Raw genomic sequence first — 15,555 nt, 5'->3', positions numbered from 1 at the left:
ATGAAAAGCCTGCTGACCACGCTGGCCACGGCCGCGCTCATCACCGGCTGCGCCTCGCCATCCCAAGGCAATGCCAATGTTTCCGGGCCGCTGGTGATCCAGGCCCAGGGCAGCTTTGCCGTTGGCGGCACGGTGCAGACCACGCCCGGAAGCTACAACAACAACCAGCCCAGCGCCGCGGGGCAAAGCCTGCATGGAGACCATCTCTATGCGTTCTATCAGGTCCCGCAGCACCCCAGGCCGCTGCCCATCGTCATGCTGCACGGTGCGTTCCAGTCGGCGCGCAGCTGGGAGACCACGTCGGACGGGCGTGAAGGCTTCCAGACGCTGTTCCTGCGCCGCGGATTCCCGGTCTATCTGGTGGACCAGCCGCGCCGTGGCCGCGCCGGCAACAGCACCGTGGCCGCCACCATAGAGCCGACGCCCAACGACCAGCTGTTCTTCGACCAGTTCCGTCTGGGCAAATGGCCCCACTATTTCGGCAACGTGCAGTTCGATCGCAGCCCCGCAACGCTGGACCAGTTCCTGCGCTCGGTCACGCCCAACACCGGGCCCTACGACGCCGGCGTGATCGCCAACGCCATGTCGGCGCTGGTCGACAAGACCGGGCCAGCGATCCTGTTCACCCATTCGCAGGGCGGCGGCCCGGGCTGGCTCACGGCGATCAAGAACTCCAACGTCAAGGCCATCGTCGCCTTTGAACCCGGCAGCGGCTTCATCTTCCCGCAGGGCGAACTGCCGGCGTCCATGCCCAGCGCGGCCGGAACGCTCGCCCCCGAGGCCGTGCCGCTGGAGGATTTCCAGAAGCTCACCCGGCTGCCCATCGTCATCTATTACGGCGACAACTTCCCCATGGAGCCCACCGCCGAGCGCGGCCAGGACAACTGGCGCGTGCGCCTGGCCATGGCCAGGCTGTGGGTAGCCGCCATCAACCGGCATGGCGGCGATGCACGCCTGGTGCGCCTCCCCGAGATCGGCATTCGCGGCAACACGCACTTTCCGATGTCCGATCTCAACAACGTCCAGATTGCCGATCTCGTATCGAAATTTCTGACAGACAAGAAGCTGGACTGAGTTCCATTTCACGGCCCCCAGGGCGTGCCTGATGCGGCCCAGGCTTGCCGTTGAAGGCCGCCCCCGCGCTGCGCCGAGCGATGCCAGGTTCATGCGTCTCAGGACGACTGCTGCTTCTTCGGGTTCGCGGTGCAGCGCGGCTGTCGTCATCGCCTTCGCGCTGTGCGGGGCTGGTCTTACGGCCAAGACGTGGAAGCCGCCGAAGTGGTCGCCCGGAACGCGGGCTTGGCGAACAGGTATCCCTGCATCAGGGTCACACCTTCGTACAGGAAGAAGTCGCGTTCTGCGGCGGTTTCCACACCTTCCGCGATGACTTGGACGCCCAATTCCTGGCAGATGCGCACCATACCGCGCGCAATCGCCTGGCGTGACTTGCTGGTGTCCACTGCGCGCACCAGCGCCATGTCGAGCTTGATGAGGTCCGGCGTGAAGTCGGCCAGCAGTGTGAGGCCGGCATACCCTGCGCCGAAATCGTCGATGGCGGTCAGGAAGCCTTGGCGTTTGTACTCGCGAAGAATGGTCGCGAGCCAGGGACCGTCTTCGATCCGCTCGCCTTCGGTGACCTCGAAAATTATGCGATCAATGGGAAAGCTGTGCACGCGCGCAGCTTCCAGCGTCGTCCTGATGCAGACTTCCGGTTTGTAGACCGCGTTCGGCAGGAAGTTGATCGACAGCCGCTCCTGCATCCCGAGCTGCGCGGCGGTCTTGATGGCCTTCACGCGGCAAGCCTGGTCGAAGCGGTAGCGATTTTGCGCTGTCACCTGCGACAGTACCGACAGCGCGCCTTCTCCCGCAGGTCCGCGCACCAGGGCTTCGTGCGCATAGCTGCTACGGGCCACCACGTCGACGATGGGCTGGTAGGCATATTCGAACGGGATACCGAGCCGCTCGGCCGTGCCGCAGGAGCCGCATCCGTTCGCCAGGGTGGCATCGAGTGGCACAAAGTTGGCTGGAGCCTGATGCATCGTGAACATGAAAATCCTTGGAGCTTACCTTTGATATCGGCCGCTGTGGCCGCGGATTGAGGCCAGTGTGCGGCCCGCAGCCGCGCACAGTTCAAACTTCGTCGTTCATTTCGCGTTGGCGTGAGCCGCCTTCCCCCATAATCAAAGCACCAGCTTCATTTTGTTGCAATCGCAACTTCATCGCACGATCACGCTAGCCGTATTCGGCTACGACCGCTGCTGGCCGCAGGCTCTGCGAGCTTGTCTCTGGCCACACCGGCAGACATTTCCCATGAACACTACATCTGAGATTCCCCGTTCCGCTCTGGCGGACGCTGTGCGTGCGGCGGCATTGCTTGCCGCATTGGAGCAGGTACAAGCCGTGATCGAGTTCGACCTTGAGGGCAAGGTGGTGCGGGCCAACCGCCTGTTCCTGGACTTGATGGGTTACTCCGCCGAAGAAGTCGTCGGTCAGCACCACCGAATTTTCTGTCCCTCCGAGGTGACCAACAGCGAAGGCTACCGGGCATTTTGGCAAGGACTGATTCAGGGTGGGATGCACGAGGGGATTTTTATGCGCTCGACCAAGTCGGGCAGGCAGGTCTGGCTGCAGGCTTCTTATAGCCCGGTACGTGATACCGAAGGCCGTACGGTAGGGGTGCTCAAGCTGGCGAAGGACATCACCGCGCATCGGGCCGAACAGGCGGCCGCTCAAGGCATGGTCGCAGCGATCCATGAAGTGCAGGCGGTGATCGAATTCGATCTCAAAGGGCGCATTCTGGACGCCAACGCGAATTTTCTCGACACCTTCGGCTATGGAAAGGACGAGATTGTGGGTCAAGCCCATAGCATGTTCTGCCGGCCGGAGTTTTTGGGTTCGCGCGAGTATGCGGATTTCTGGGAGCGGCTGGGCCGCGGAGAGTCCGTGTCTGGCCGCTTTCGCCGTGTTGCCAAGGGAAACAAGGATGTCTGGCTTCAAGCCTCCTACAACCCCATATTGGATGCAGCCGGCAAACCGCACAAGGTCGTGAAGTTCGCGGTCGACATCACGCAGGAATTGACCTCCGCTTCAGAGACAAAAGGCAAGATCGACGCCATTGATCTTTCGCAAGCGGTCGTCGAGTTTGATATGCAGGGCAACGTGTTGGCCGCCAACCCGAATTTCCTGCGCACCATGGGCTACACCTTGGCGGAAATTCACAAGCAGCACCACAGCATGTTCTGCGAGCCGGGCCTGGCGCAAAGCCAGTCGTACAGGGACTTCTGGGCCGATCTGGGAGAAGGCAAGTTCCAAAGCGCGCGCTATCGACGCATTGGCAAGCACGGCGCGCAGGTGTGGATTCAGGCCACCTACAACCCTATTCTCGATGCCGATGGCCGGGCCTACAAGGTCGTCAAATATGCGGTGGATGTCACCGCCCAGGTGCAGCGCGAGCACGCCGTGGCGCAAAAGGTGCTGGACATTACCGCTGTGCTGCATGCAATGAGTGACTCCATCAAGCGGCTGGCGCGCAGCGCCGGGCGCTCGACGGAGCTCGCTGAGCAGACGCAGCGTGAAGCGGGTGAAGGCAGCCAGCTGGTGCGCCGCTCGCGTGACGCCATCATTGCCATCGAGCGGTCATCGTCCGACATCCACGAGATCGTCGACACCATCAGCGAGATTTCCAGCCAGACCCATTTGCTGGCGTTCAATGCCGCCATCGAAGCCGCACGTGCAGGAGAGCAAGGGGTGGGCTTTTCCGTCGTGGCAGATGAAGTTCGCAAACTGGCTGAAAAGTCGTCGCTGGCGGCGCGCGAAATTGCCAAGCTGATCAACCAGACGGTCAGCCGGGTGTCCGAAGGCAGCCGCCTGTCCGAGGAGGTCGATGCTGCGTTCTCACGCATTCTGGGAGCGGTGGAAAACACCACGCGCTCCATCAGTGAGATCGGGGCTGCGACGAGGGAACAGGAGCTTTCGACCCAGGATGTCGCCAGGCTGCTCGACGACCTGCAGGGCAGCGGCAGTCCACGCAAAGTGGTGTGACCTGGTTCATGGAGAATGTGACACAGCTTTCCCCCGATGCCCCGGCGAAGATGGCCCGCGCAATGTTTGTTCACGTGCATGTGCGTCTGGGCAGTTGCGACATCGCCATTCCCATCCATCAGGTGCGCCGGGCGGTGCCGTATCCGTCGCAAAGCTTGACGGTCTTGCCGCGCCGCGCTGGCGGCCTGCTCGGAGTCGCTGACATCGATGGCACCACGGTGCCCATCGTCGGCCTGGAGCGCTGGCTCCCCCTGGAGCCATGCACCGACTCGTGCGTTGTGCCCAGACTCATGGTGCTGCAGCATGCAGGAAACTTGCTCGCTGTCAGGGTGGATGCCGTTTTGGGTGTCAACACCGTCGGCCTGGAGGATGTGCGCAAGGTGCACCATCAACCCGATGAGGCCGAATTGTTTGAAGCGGTGGTGCCCGCGGGCGCGCATTCCCCGACCTTGTGCATTCTTGAAGTCGCACGCCTCATGTTGCTGAGCAATGTCTGGTGCACACAGGCGCAACTGGCCCCGGCCAGCGATGCGCTGACCAGCATTACCGCGCGCCAGGGCCCGCATCCGGGACTCGGAGACCAACGCTACGCGGTGTTCCGCATTGGTTCCGAGCATTGGGCGATACCGGCCATTGCCGTGGAGCGCGTGGTGCCCGTACCGGCCACCGAACTGGTGCTGGGCCACCACCAGCGCAGCTGGGCGATCAGCCAGTGGGAGGGGCGCAAGCTTGCGCTGGTCGATATCAGCGAAGGCCGCCAAGCCAGTGATGGCCGTGCTGCGGCCTGGATGGTCCTGCTGAGTCAAGGCCCCCTGCTGCTCGGACTGACAGTATCCGAGTGTCTTCAGGTGCTGCATCTCGCACCCGCGTCTATCGTCGACAGCCCCAACGATCCCCTGCTCGCCGGCGTGGCGCTGCTTCCAGAGGGCGGCAAGCTGAAGGTGCTTGACGTGCGGCGGCTGTTTGCCCTCACGCCTGAAGCATCGATCAGTCTGCATGTGCCGCAGCGTGACGAGACGTTGGAGGCGGACATTACCGAGCCCTGCCCCTATCTGGTGTTCGATGCAGGTCAACGCTATGCCTCTGCCGTGGATGGCATCTTGGGGGTGGTGGAACTGCCCTCCGAAGCCAAAGACGATTTGCATGCGGGAAAATCGTCTTTCTTGGCGTGGCGTGGCCGAACGATTCGGCTGGTCAACCTCCCCGCCATGGGCAAGTCCGCGGAACAAGTCAGACCCATGCTGGCGGTGATTGTCCAGGCGTGCGGACATGCGGATGAACCCATAGGCATCGCCATCCATCGCCTTGCCGACTGGCTGCCCGCCCGCAGCGCGCGTCGCAGCAGCATGCGCATGGGTGCCATGGGAGAGTTCGAACTGATCAACGCCAAAGGTGCCGAGGACCATGCCAATTTGGTGGTGATGGATCTGGCGCAGATGGCTTATATGTTGGCCTGAGCCAGCGCACTCCCCTACTTTCGCTGCATGCAGCATTCTGGAATCGACATGAAACCCGCTCCCATACCTGCCGATGAGACAGATCGTCTCCAGGCTCTGCGCGACTTGATGTTGCTCGACACTTCTCCCGAGGAGCGCTATGACAGGCTGGCTCGTTTTGCGGCTGAACAGCTGGATGTACCGATCGCACTGCTGACGCTGGTGGATGGTCAGCGCCAGTGGTTCAAGTCGCGCGTGGGCCTGGACGTAGCGGAGACCGCCAGGGACATCTCCTTTTGCGGACATGCGATCATGAACTCGGAGATTCTGGTCATCGAGGACGCCAGCAGCGACGCTCGCTTTTCCGACAATCCTCTCGTAGCAGGCGAGCCGCATATCCGCTTCTATGCGGGTGCTCCCCTGAGTGCGCCCAGCGGCCACCGCATTGGCACGCTGTGCGTAGTGGACACGGTGCCGCGCAAGCTGGGGGCGATAGAGCTGTCGATATTGGATGCCCTGCGGTGCCTGGCGAACGAGACCCTGGCGGGAAAAGAGGGCGGCGAATGAGCGCCCCGCTGCCGCGGATGCTGTTGACGCAAGCTCAGTTTGTACTGCGGCGTACCGTCGTCATGGTGGCCCGTGACCTGGGCCTGGTGGACTTCGATGAGGCCAGCAATGTAGGACGCGCCCGCCAGCTGCTGAGCGCTGGAGCCTATGCCGGCCTGGTGCTGGATCTTCAGGACAGGTCGCTGGCAATGGAGCTGCTGAGCGATCTCAGGCAGGGAAAATTTGCCTGCCCTGCGGATATACCCGTCGTGGTGTTGGCGGCCGATCTACACCCCGAAGACTGCTCACGCCTGGAGACGCTGGGAGTTGCGCGCGTACTGCGCAAACCCGTGCGCATTCGTGACCTGTTGAACGCACTGGAACTGCAAGCGTAAGCGGGCTGGCAATGGGATAGCGTCATTCATGGAACGTCTATCCCAACCAGCCTTCAATGCGACTCCTGTGCATTCAATGATTCAACGGGAAATCGCAAGGTAAAGCGAGTTCCTTCGCTTGTGCTGCTGACCAGTACTTCGCCATGGTGCATGTGCATGATCGATTTCACTATTGCCAGGCCAAGCCCACCTGAGTCATCGGTGCGAGAGCGTGAGACGTCACACCGATAAAAACGGTCAAAAATTCTTGGCAAATGGTGCTCATCTATTTTCGGACCTTGATTGAACACTTCGATTTCCATCCACTTGTGAGCGATAAAATTGCTACTCAAGGAAATGACCGTGTTTTCATCGCCGTAGCGAATGGCATTCGCCAGAAGATTCGCCAGGGCACGCCGCACCAATCTGGTGTCGGCTTGAATGCAAGCTTGAGCGATTGCCTCTATTCGCATCCCGCGCTCCTGCGCCATGCCTTCGAAATAACCCAACAACTGTTTTGAGGTGTTTTCCAGATCGACCGTTTCGATTTCAATCAAATCATCCAGCTGTTCCGCCCGTGCCAGGAAAAGCATGTTGTCTATCATGCGGGAAAGACGCTCGAACTCCTCCTGCTGGGAGTCAATATATTTTTCATAATCTTCTATTGTTGGTGCCTTGGATAATGCCACCTGGTTTTGAAGTATGAGGGTATTGAGCGGTGTCCTCATTTCATGGGCCAGGTCTTCAGAAAATTGCGATAATTTCAGATATCCATCTTCCAGACGTTGCAGCATGAGATTGAGTGCCGCGGTCATGGCCTGAAGTTCTTTCGGTTGGCTGCTCTCATCCAGCCGCAATCGCAGTTCCTGGGGGCCGATGGAAGCCGCCTGCAGACTTAGCTTCAGCAAAGGCTTGAGGCCGCGACGCACCGCCTCCCAGCTGACAAAGAAAGTCAAAAGCACACCGACCAGCCATGCCAGGCCGAGATCTCGCCGATATGCATTCAACATATGCTCACGCTCTGACAATAATTTCCCGGCGATCACAAAAAATGCACCATTGGAACCATTTACCTTCAGCCATGCCATGCGCGCAGACCCTGAAACAGTGGTGGTGAAAAGCATGGGTGGATGCAGCGTACCAATGGATGGCATCGGTAATTTTTCTGGATTTACTTCAATCAGCAGCTTTCCTGAATCATCAAGAATCCATAAAAAATTCTCTTTATTCCCCAACATGTTTTCATAAATTTCAGGTTGATTTCTAAGGAAATCTATGTTCTTGCCATCATGAAGAATTGATTTTATTCTATCAACCCTGCCCATTAGAGCAGAATCATCCCGGTATGATATTTCGCGACTCAAGGCACTGTAAGCATAGACCCCCATAATTGCAAACAAAATTGCGCTTATCAGGGAAAAAAGAATTGAAAGTCTGAATCGAAGACTGATGTTGATTTTTTTATTCATCAGAATCCATCCTCTATCCTGTAGCCCATGCCGCGCACAGTTTGAATAAGCTTGACGGTGAAATCATCATCAATCTTCGCGCGCAAACGACGGATTGCCACATCCACAACGTTCGTATCGCTGTCGAAATTCATGTCCCACACTTGCGATGCAATCTGGCTGCGCGACATGACTTCACCTTTGTGCTGCAACAACAAGTGCAGGAGGGCGAATTCCTTGTTGGTCAGATCGATCCGCTGCCCGCCTCTGGTAGCGCGGCGTTTGAGCGCATCGACCTGCAAGTCGGCAAGCTCAAATATTTCCTGCTGACGCACAGGATTTCTTCGTAACAGCGTGCGCACGCGCGCAAGAAGCTCCGCATACGAAAAGGGTTTGACCAGATAGTCGTCAGCCCCTAGCTCCAGACCTTTCACCCGGTCTGCCACCGCGTCTTTGGCGGTGAGAAACAGCACAGGAACTTGGCTGCGTTCGCGCAGCCTGCCGATGAAGCTCCAGCCATCAATTCCAGGGAGCATCACATCCAAAATGATGAGATCGAAAGTTCCTGACTGCGCCAGGAAAAGTCCGTCGATCCCGTCATGGGAAGACTCTGCCTGATAACCAGACTGCATCAGTGCTTCTTTAAGGTACTGGGCAGCTTTTATTTCGTCTTCAACAATAAGGATTCGCATGAATGAATTGTAAGGTACTTTTGTAACTTTCAATTATTTCAAATCTGTAATGCAAATGATAAATTTGTAATTTTGACGCAATCCTGGGGTCATGTTGAATGTCAATAATCCATATTGTTCGATACACAAATAGCGCAAAAGGCAAAAAATGCAATGGAGCTCAATTAAATATCTCGCAGCAGCGGGCCTGATGGCGGCAACGCAAGCGTTTGCGGCACAGCCTTCAACACTGCTGCAAAACAATATGTCACTCCACCTTGCCAATCAACTGGTTCAAGCCACCATGGATGCGTGCCATTCTCAGGGGCGTTCAGCAGTGGTGGTCGTGATTGATCGGGGTGGGCATTTGCTATCCCTTCAGCGCGATGACACTGTCGGCGTGCACAACACGGAAGCGGCACAAAAGAAAGCTTTTACTGCGCTGTCGACAAAAACCTTGTCGCGAGTCTTTGCGGAAAATGCACGCAACAATCCGGATTCAAGCAATCTGAACACGATTGACAGCCTGTTGCTCATCGGAGGCGGAGTACCCGTGAAAGTTGGCAACGAGGTTGTCGGTGCAATCGGCGTGGGAGGCGCAGGTGGAGCGGTAATTGATGAAGGCTGCGCATTGCAAGCCTTGGATAAAGTACTTGGCCCGGGAAAATGAGCTTCTGAAAATCGTATTAATTTCGCCAAACAACCAACCCTAAGGAAAATCCATGAAGAAAACCAAACTACTCATCGCCGGCTTGCTCCTGAACGCAGTTGCCGCCACCTCCGCCCTGGCTGCCTCCAACCCACTGAGCGTGCATGTACTGAATTTGCAAGACGGCCTGCCTTCTGCTGGCGTCACGGTCAAGCTTGAAAAGCAGGTAGATGACAAATGGGTGTCGCTCAACAAGGGGGTGACCAATGAGCAAGGTCGAATTACCGCCTTGTACCCTTCCGAATCGACCATGGAAAAGGGAAATTATCGTGTAACCTTCCAGACCGGGGAATGGTTCAATCAGCATAAAATTTCCACATTCTTCCCGGAGATACCCGTTATTTTCAAGGCGGACGGCTCTGTTCCGCATTATCATATTCCTTTGCTGGTCAGCCCTTACGGCTTCTCCAGCTACCGGGGCAATTGACCTGAAAACGAATTAACTCCCTGAAAAACCCAGGGGGTGAGCGTTTTGGGCTCAAAGGCCATGGCGTCCAAAGCTATCGATCAGTCATCTGCTCGATAGCTTGGATAGTTAATTTTCGGGGTGTGGCTGCTGTGACGCAGCAGCCTTCTGGAAATCGCGTTTGATTCTAGGCTTTTGGTTTGGCAGAGGCGATTTACCCGATCGCCACTTGTCACCAGTCAGCCTTCAAACCCATCATTTCAGTTGCTTTGCGCCAACTGTGCCAGCACCGCCGGGTTTTCGAGCGTCGATATGTCCTGCGTGACGTCCTCACCCTTGGCAACCGAGCGCAGCAAACGGCGCATGATCTTGCCGCTGCGTGTCTTGGGCAGGTTGTCGCCGAAGCGTATGTCCTTGGGTTTGGCGATGGGGCCGATTTCCTTGGCGACCCAATTGCGCAGCGTATTGGCGATTTGTCTGGCCTCTTCGCCGCTGGGGCGTGGGCCCTTGAGCACCACGAAAGCGCAGATGGCTTCTCCCGTGGTCTCGTCCGGACGGCCGACCACGGCCGCTTCGGCCACGAGTTCGGTGCAGGACACCAGCGCCGACTCGATCTCCATCGTGCCCATGCGGTGTCCCGAGACATTGAGCACGTCATCGATGCGCCCGGTGATGGTGAAGTAGCCGGTCTGTGCGTCGCGGATCGCGCCGTCGCCGGCGAGGTAGTAGCCTTTGAGTTCGGCGGGAAAGTAGCTTGCCTTGAAACGCTCGGGATCGCCCCAGATCGTGCGTATCATGCTGGGCCAGGGCTTCTTGATCACCAGAATGCCGCCCTGGCCGTTGGGCAGGTCGGCGCCGGTCTCATCGACAATCGCTGCCGCAATGCCCGGAAAAGCAAGCGTGCACGAGCCGGGCACCAACGGCGTCGCACCCGGCAGCGGCGTGATCATGTGCCCGCCGGTCTCGGTCTGCCAGAAGGTGTCGACGATGGGGCAGCGTCCGCCGCCCACATGCTGGTGATACCACTCCCAGGCCGCGGGATTGATGGGCTCGCCCACCGACCCCAGGATGCGCAGGCTCGACAGATCGTAGCTGCGCGGATGCACGCTTTCGTTGCTCTCTGCGGACTTGATCAGCGAGCGTATCGCGGTCGGCGCGGTGTAGAAAATGCTGACCCGGTGGTCCTCGATCATTTTCCAGAAGCGCCCGGCGTCGGGAAACGTCGGCACGCCTTCGAAGATGATCTCCGTGGCGCCCAGAGCCAACGGACCGTAGGTGATGTAGCTGTGGCCCGTGACCCAGCCTATGTCGGCAGTGCACCAGAACACGTCGTCGGGCTGGAGATCGAAAGTCCACTGCGTGGTCAGCGCGGCATGCAGCAGGTAGCCGCCGCTTGAATGCTGAACGCCTTTGGGCTTGCCGGTCGAGCCCGAGGTGTAGAGCACAAACAGCGGATGCTCGGCGCCGACCCATTCGGGCTCGCAGCTGTCGGGCTGATTCTGCGTCTCTGCGTGCAACCAACGGTCGCGTGTGCTATCCCAATGGATAGCGGCCCCGGTGCGCTGATAGACCAGCACATTCGCCACCGATTCGCAGCCGCCCAGGGCGATCGCATCGTCGACGATGGCCTTGAGCGGCAGCTGCTTGCCGCCGCGCAGCTGCTCGTCGGCGGTGATCACCATCACCGCGCCCGCGTCCTGGATGCGGTCGCGCAGGCTTTGTGCGGAAAAGCCGCCGAAAACCACCGAATGCGTTGCGCCTATGCGGGCACAGGCCTGCATCGCGACCACGCCTTCGATGCTCATCGACATGTAGATGACCACGCGATCGCCCTTGTGCACGCCGCGCGCCTTGAGCGCGTTGGCGAGTCGGCAGGTGCGCGCCAGCAGTTCGCGGTAGTTGACGCGCGTCACCTGGCCATCGTCGGCTTCGAAAATGAGGGCGGTCTTGTCGCCCAGCCCCTTCTCGACATGGCGGTCCAGGCAGTTGTAGGAAACGTTGAGCGTGCCGTCTTCGAACCATTTGAAGAACGGCGCCTGGCTTTCGTCCAGCCCCCGGGTGAACGGCGTGCGCCAGCTGAGCAGCTCGCGGGCGCGCTCGCACCAGTACGCGTCGTAGTCGGCGTCTGCTTCGGCGACCCGTTGGTCGTAGGCCGACATGCCGCGCACATGGGCATTTTCGATATCTGCTGCGGCAATCAGCGGGGTCTTGGCGTCATTCATACTCACGGCATTCTCCTGGGCCTGGGGGCTGGAACGTTGGAAAGGATGGCTTCATCTGTCGTCATGGCTGTTCAGCCAGGCGGCAATCGCCGCCGCGCTGCGAAAGTCATCGCAGGCGCGCGCGGGAATGCCGGGGTAGCGCTGGTTCCACATCCGCGCCAGGGCCTGGCCCGGACCGATCTCGAGCACGCAGCCCACTTGCCGCGCCATGATGTTTTCCAGGCACTCGTCCCAGCGCACGGTGGTGGCGATCTGCGCCGCGAGCGCATGTGCGGCCGACGCCGCGTCGCGGATGCGATCGGCCGCATTGCTGTAGAGCGTGGCCGCCGGTGGGCGCAGCGACACGGATGCAAGAGTGCTCGAAAAGCGATCGGCCGCACCTTGCATCCACGGCGTATGCGAAGCCACGCTGACGCGCAGCGGCGTGCAATGGGCACCGGCCAACGCCGCCAGGGTTTGCGCCGGCGCCAATGCCGCCACCGGCCCGCCGACAACGACGCTGTCGATGCCGTTGCGAATGGCGATCGCCAGCCCGGTCTGCTCCAGCAGCGCCTGCAGTTTGTCCACGGGCAGTCCGGAGACGGCCAGCAGACCGCCGGGAGCGCCGCGCGCGCATTCATCCATGGCCGCGGCGCGCTGCGGGGCCAGCGCCAGCGCCGTGGTCGTATCCATGACGCCCGCGGCGCTGAACGCCGCGAGTTCGCCCACGCTATAGCCCGCAATCGCCGCGGGCTGCGCCACCAGCGGTGCGATTTGCCCCCACGCCGCCAGGGACAGGCCGGTCAGCAGTATCTGGGCGTTGTCGTTGCGCTGCGCCCAGGCAGCATCGGCCAGCGCCAGCCGCCAGTCCTCGACGCCCAAGTGCGCGCGCATGGCCTGCATGACGGCATCATCGGCAAGCCAGGGCAGCATCGCCGGATGCTGATGACCCTGGCCGGAGAAAAGCAGGGCAAAACTCATGGCTGGATGCAAATGCGAGTGATCCAGCATGCCGCGGCCAGCGTGTCGGCCGCGCCGCCGGGCGACAGGCGGCGCGCGACAAAGGCCTCGGCCACCGCCTGCAGCTCGACCAGGCCTTCGGGCCTAGACATGCCGCCGCGCGCCAGAAAGGCTTGGGCGAGCTGCTGGGCATGGCGCAGGCCTTCTAAGCCGCCGCGGTGCGCCAGATTGCTGTCGTCCAGTACGGCAATGGTGTGCATCAGCGCCTCCAGACGGGCCTCGCGGGGCTTGAGGCCGCGCTTGAAGGCGGTCGTCAGCGCGGGCAGCGTGGTCTCGAACAGCACGGGAAAGCCCAGCGCCGCCTCTTCGGACGCGCCGCGCAGGCCATAACGCCGGCTCGCGATGCCGCCGGGCAGCGTCGATGCGCGCTGGCTGCGCAGCGTCAGCGCCTGGCCCCAATATTGGCGCAAGGTGGCACGCAGCAGCTCGGGATGCAGCACGCCCTCATGCTCGCGCAAAACCGCGCCCGCCGCCGCGCACAGCAGACCGATCATGAAGATCGCGCCGCGGTGGGTGTTGATGCCGCCCGTGGCGCGCAGCATGCGCGCTTCGGCCGCGATACCGCATTGCTCCAGCACGGCGAAACCGGCGCCATCGCGCCCGGCCTGGGCGATCTGCGTGAAGTAGTGGCGCAGCGCGAACAGGCTGCGCATGAAGCTGTGCGCGTCCATGTCGTCATGGCTGCCGTTGTCGAGCAAAGTCACCAGGCCGGGCTTGGGCGCCAGCGACAGTTCGTCGTGCAGCGCCAGCGTGGCGGCCCGGCCGATCGCCGCCGGCGTGAGCGGCTGGCGGTCTGCAAGCGCAAGTGCCGATGCTCTCATGGCATGGTCTCCTGCAACGCGCGCGGCGCGCACCAGCCAGCGTCATGCTCCAGCCCGACGCGCTCCAGGTGCCTGACCAGCAGCGCGCGGGCGCGTCCGCCGCGCCACGCCGCCCATTCACGCCAGGCGACGGCCGCGCCGTCGGCAAACATCAGCTCGCCGTCGATGCGCGGCAGCGGCGTTGCCTGGGCCTGCAGCAGCGCCACGACCGCGTCGGCCTGGGCCATGCCATCGACGCCTATGCACAGATCGAGATCGGATTCGGGCCGCACATAAGGCAGGCCGCTGAGGGCTTGCCAGCCATAGCTGCCAAAGACACGCGCCGTCACGCCGCAGGCATCGAGCGCCTGTTGCAGGTGCGCGGCGCTGGCCTTGGCCTCGGTGGGCAGCAGTGCCAGCACGGCGCCCAGCGCGGGAAACTCTGCGAAGTCCTGCACCGCAGTCCAGGGCACCTGCACCGCCAGCCGCAGCTTTCCCCAGGCCAGCGCCGAGGGCAGGCCCAAGGCGATGCGGCCGCTGCCGGCGTATTCCGGCGGTTGGCGCGTGACCACCAGCGGCAGGCCGTGGTTTGCCCATTGCGCCAGAAACGCCTGGGCCTGCGGCTCCCAGGCGCGCTGCAGCACGCCGCTCCAGCCTTCGGCGCTGAGATGAGCCAGTTGGTGGCGTCGTAGACCGTGCATGACTTGCCCCGCTTTCAGGCAGCGTCCAGCACGCGTTGCACCACCGCCGCAGACATCTGGCGGCCGCCGCGCTGGGCGCCGTCCTGGGCGCGCTGATCCGTGGTCGGGGTGTCGCGCAGCGCAGCGCGCAGCGCCTCGGGCAGATCGCCCTGCCACAGCGCGCGCACGCCGCCCATGGCGACATAGTTCTGCACACCGGGTGCGAACACCGGGTTGGACAGCGACAATGCGGCGAGTTTTTCTTCCGCCAGCTTGGTCACCCGCGCCATTGCCGGAATCCGCATCACGCGGATCTCGGCTTCCGGCAAGGCGTAGCAGGCGTCGGCAATCAGGCCCGAGGTGATGAAACCGCCCGACAAGGCCTGGTCGTAGACCAGACCGATGACCCTGTGGCCCTGGCGCCGTGCAAGGTCGATTGCCGCGCCCAGGTGGGCCATGGCGCGGTTGATGCCCAGCAGTTCGTCGCGGCGGCGCAGCTGCTGTCCCTGGGTGTCGATCAGCAGCAGAATGGGACGACCGGGATGGTTGGCAATGGTGTCGAGCACCACCCGCGCCTGGGCCAGCGCGAGCTTGACGCCTATGGGCGCATGGTTCGTCGTGCCGATCACCGTGAGCGGTGCGCCCTCGAACATGACATCGCCCTGCAGGAAGTCTTCCCGTGCGCGCATGCCGTGGTAGGGGCCGAAAAGCTGGGTAACGAGAGAAGTCCACTCCATGGGATGCTCCTGGTTAAACGGCGCGCAGTGGACGCACTGCAGCGACCGACAGTTCGGGAATCTGGGCGGCATCGATCACGCCGAGCGCGCGCCACAGCAGTTCGGACTGGTCACCCGCGCTGTCGTCTTCGGGCAGCGCGTGCAGACGCCGGCTGAGCAAGGCGTGCTCGGCCTCCAGCGCCGCCAGGGTCAACGGCGCCGACTTGCCGAGCGCGGCGATGGCCGCGGCGCGAAAGGCGGCGACATCGTCTTCGACCAAGGCATCGCAATCGCCGGTGAGCCAGCGGTGCTTGCCGCCGGTCGTGCGCCACACCAGCGCGCGGTCACGCGCATCGAACTCCTCCACGCCATGCGAAGCCTCGATGACCTCCGGCCCCGACATCGCCAGCCGACCGACATCGCTCATCACGATGTGATCGGCGCAGCGCGCGACGATGCCCATGCCGCCGAAGCAGCCGTTGGCGCCGCCGATCAGCACGATCACGG

15 protein-coding genes and 1 pseudogene are annotated in these 15,555 nt (G+C 61.5%); 7 read left to right on the top strand and 9 right to left on the bottom strand.

Annotated elements, in window-relative coordinates; genetic code table 11:
- A complete protein-coding gene (locus RR928_RS11675; RefSeq protein WP_332537087.1) occupies positions 1-1,074 on the top strand; it encodes an alpha/beta hydrolase in 1,074 nt (357 codons plus the stop codon).
- Between the two features lie 176 nt (positions 1,075-1,250).
- Here RR928_RS11675 and RR928_RS11670 read toward each other — a convergent pair whose 3' ends face one another.
- Positions 1,251-2,039 (bottom strand): EAL domain-containing protein, encoded by a 789-nt coding sequence (locus tag RR928_RS11670; protein WP_442881910.1) that lies wholly within the window; start codon positions 2,037-2,039, stop codon positions 1,251-1,253.
- A gap of 271 nt (positions 2,040-2,310) precedes the next feature.
- On the opposite strand from RR928_RS11670, the gene RR928_RS11665 reads away from it, so the two are divergent.
- From RR928_RS11665 to RR928_RS11650, 4 genes are read left to right on the top strand one after another with little or no spacing between them, the layout of a single operon-like run.
- A complete protein-coding gene (locus tag RR928_RS11665; protein ID WP_332682598.1) occupies positions 2,311-4,041 on the top strand; it encodes a methyl-accepting chemotaxis protein in 1,731 nt (576 codons plus the stop codon).
- Positions 4,038-5,498, top strand: coding sequence for a chemotaxis protein CheW (locus RR928_RS11660; RefSeq protein ID WP_332682597.1), 1,461 nt, complete (start codon positions 4,038-4,040; stop codon positions 5,496-5,498). Before RR928_RS11665 ends, RR928_RS11660 begins: the two co-directional genes overlap by 4 nt.
- A gap of 48 nt (positions 5,499-5,546) precedes the next feature.
- On the top strand, positions 5,547-6,044 hold the full coding sequence (locus RR928_RS11655) for a GAF domain-containing protein (protein WP_332537093.1): 498 nt from the start codon (positions 5,547-5,549) through the stop codon (positions 6,042-6,044).
- A complete protein-coding gene (locus RR928_RS11650; protein ID WP_332537095.1) occupies positions 6,041-6,418 on the top strand; it encodes a response regulator in 378 nt (125 codons plus the stop codon). The genes RR928_RS11655 and RR928_RS11650 overlap by 4 nt, the downstream gene beginning before the upstream one ends.
- A gap of 53 nt (positions 6,419-6,471) precedes the next feature.
- On the opposite strand, the gene RR928_RS11645 is transcribed toward RR928_RS11650, so the two are convergent.
- Together RR928_RS11645 and RR928_RS11640 are read right to left on the bottom strand one after the other, a co-directional pair.
- Positions 6,472-7,866, bottom strand: coding sequence for a heavy metal sensor histidine kinase (locus tag RR928_RS11645; RefSeq protein WP_332682595.1), 1,395 nt, complete (start codon positions 7,864-7,866; stop codon positions 6,472-6,474).
- Complete coding sequence (locus tag RR928_RS11640; RefSeq protein WP_332537098.1) at positions 7,866-8,537, bottom strand: heavy metal response regulator transcription factor; 672 nt, start codon at positions 8,535-8,537, stop codon at positions 7,866-7,868. Before RR928_RS11640 ends, RR928_RS11645 begins: the two co-directional genes overlap by 1 nt.
- A 148-nt stretch (positions 8,538-8,685) precedes the next feature.
- Here RR928_RS11640 and RR928_RS11635 point away from each other — a divergent pair, with 148 nt between their 5' ends.
- A complete protein-coding gene (locus RR928_RS11635; RefSeq protein WP_332549169.1) occupies positions 8,686-9,186 on the top strand; it encodes a GlcG/HbpS family heme-binding protein in 501 nt (166 codons plus the stop codon).
- Between the two features lie 52 nt (positions 9,187-9,238).
- A complete protein-coding gene (gene uraH / locus RR928_RS11630) occupies positions 9,239-9,652 on the top strand; it encodes a hydroxyisourate hydrolase (protein ID WP_332537101.1) in 414 nt (137 codons plus the stop codon).
- 239 nt (positions 9,653-9,891) lie between these two features.
- Here uraH and acs read toward each other — a convergent pair whose 3' ends face one another.
- From acs to RR928_RS11600, 6 genes and pseudogenes are all read right to left on the bottom strand, one after another.
- On the bottom strand, positions 9,892-11,853 hold the full coding sequence (gene acs, locus RR928_RS11625; protein WP_332682610.1) for an acetate--CoA ligase: 1,962 nt from the start codon (positions 11,851-11,853) through the stop codon (positions 9,892-9,894).
- Positions 11,854-11,904: 51 nt separating this feature from the next.
- The gene (locus RR928_RS11620) at positions 11,905-12,813 is read right to left on the bottom strand and encodes an ACP S-malonyltransferase (protein ID WP_332682592.1); all 909 of its coding nucleotides are present in this window, start codon (positions 12,811-12,813) and stop codon (positions 11,905-11,907) included.
- Complete coding sequence (mdcB, locus tag RR928_RS11615) at positions 12,810-13,673, bottom strand: triphosphoribosyl-dephospho-CoA synthase MdcB (RefSeq protein ID WP_332682590.1); 864 nt, start codon at positions 13,671-13,673, stop codon at positions 12,810-12,812. The genes RR928_RS11620 and mdcB overlap by 4 nt, the downstream gene beginning before the upstream one ends.
- Positions 13,670-14,353: a malonate decarboxylase holo-[acyl-carrier-protein] synthase gene (gene mdcG, locus RR928_RS11610; protein WP_332537106.1), complete on the bottom strand. Its 684-nt coding sequence runs from the start codon at positions 14,351-14,353 to the stop codon at positions 13,670-13,672. Before mdcG ends, mdcB begins: the two co-directional genes overlap by 4 nt.
- Positions 14,354-14,367: 14 nt before the next feature.
- On the bottom strand, positions 14,368-15,069 hold the full coding sequence (locus RR928_RS11605; protein WP_332537108.1) for a biotin-independent malonate decarboxylase subunit gamma: 702 nt from the start codon (positions 15,067-15,069) through the stop codon (positions 14,368-14,370).
- 13 nt (positions 15,070-15,082) lie between these two features.
- Positions 15,083-15,555: pseudogene (locus RR928_RS11600) on the bottom strand (biotin-independent malonate decarboxylase subunit beta); the annotation flags it as partial.

This window comes from Comamonas sp., from assembly GCF_036666375.1.
GTDB lineage: Bacteria > Pseudomonadota > Gammaproteobacteria > Burkholderiales > Burkholderiaceae_C > Comamonas.
This window is presented reverse-complemented; position numbering and strand designations above follow the sequence as displayed.

Coding starts and splice junctions, on each gene's coding strand:
- RR928_RS11605 (WP_332537108.1), bottom strand. CDS start 15,069: ATGGAGTGGACTTCTCTCGTTACCCAGCTTTTCGGCCCCTACCACGGC.
- mdcB (WP_332682590.1), bottom strand. CDS start 13,673: ATGAGAGCATCGGCACTTGCGCTTGCAGACCGCCAGCCGCTCACGCCG.
- RR928_RS11635 (WP_332549169.1), top strand. CDS start 8,686: ATGCAATGGAGCTCAATTAAATATCTCGCAGCAGCGGGCCTGATGGCG.
- RR928_RS11650 (WP_332537095.1), top strand. CDS start 6,041: ATGAGCGCCCCGCTGCCGCGGATGCTGTTGACGCAAGCTCAGTTTGTA.
- acs (WP_332682610.1), bottom strand. CDS start 11,853: ATGAATGACGCCAAGACCCCGCTGATTGCCGCAGCAGATATCGAAAAT.
- RR928_RS11645 (WP_332682595.1), bottom strand. CDS start 7,866: ATGAATAAAAAAATCAACATCAGTCTTCGATTCAGACTTTCAATTCTT.
- RR928_RS11620 (WP_332682592.1), bottom strand. CDS start 12,813: ATGAGTTTTGCCCTGCTTTTCTCCGGCCAGGGTCATCAGCATCCGGCG.
- mdcG (WP_332537106.1), bottom strand. CDS start 14,353: ATGCACGGTCTACGACGCCACCAACTGGCTCATCTCAGCGCCGAAGGC.
- RR928_RS11640 (WP_332537098.1), bottom strand. CDS start 8,537: ATGCGAATCCTTATTGTTGAAGACGAAATAAAAGCTGCCCAGTACCTT.
- uraH (WP_332537101.1), top strand. CDS start 9,239: ATGAAGAAAACCAAACTACTCATCGCCGGCTTGCTCCTGAACGCAGTT.
- RR928_RS11675 (WP_332537087.1), top strand. CDS start 1: ATGAAAAGCCTGCTGACCACGCTGGCCACGGCCGCGCTCATCACCGGC.
- RR928_RS11655 (WP_332537093.1), top strand. CDS start 5,547: ATGAAACCCGCTCCCATACCTGCCGATGAGACAGATCGTCTCCAGGCT.
- RR928_RS11670 (WP_442881910.1), bottom strand. CDS start 2,039: ATGCATCAGGCTCCAGCCAACTTTGTGCCACTCGATGCCACCCTGGCG.
- RR928_RS11665 (WP_332682598.1), top strand. CDS start 2,311: ATGAACACTACATCTGAGATTCCCCGTTCCGCTCTGGCGGACGCTGTG.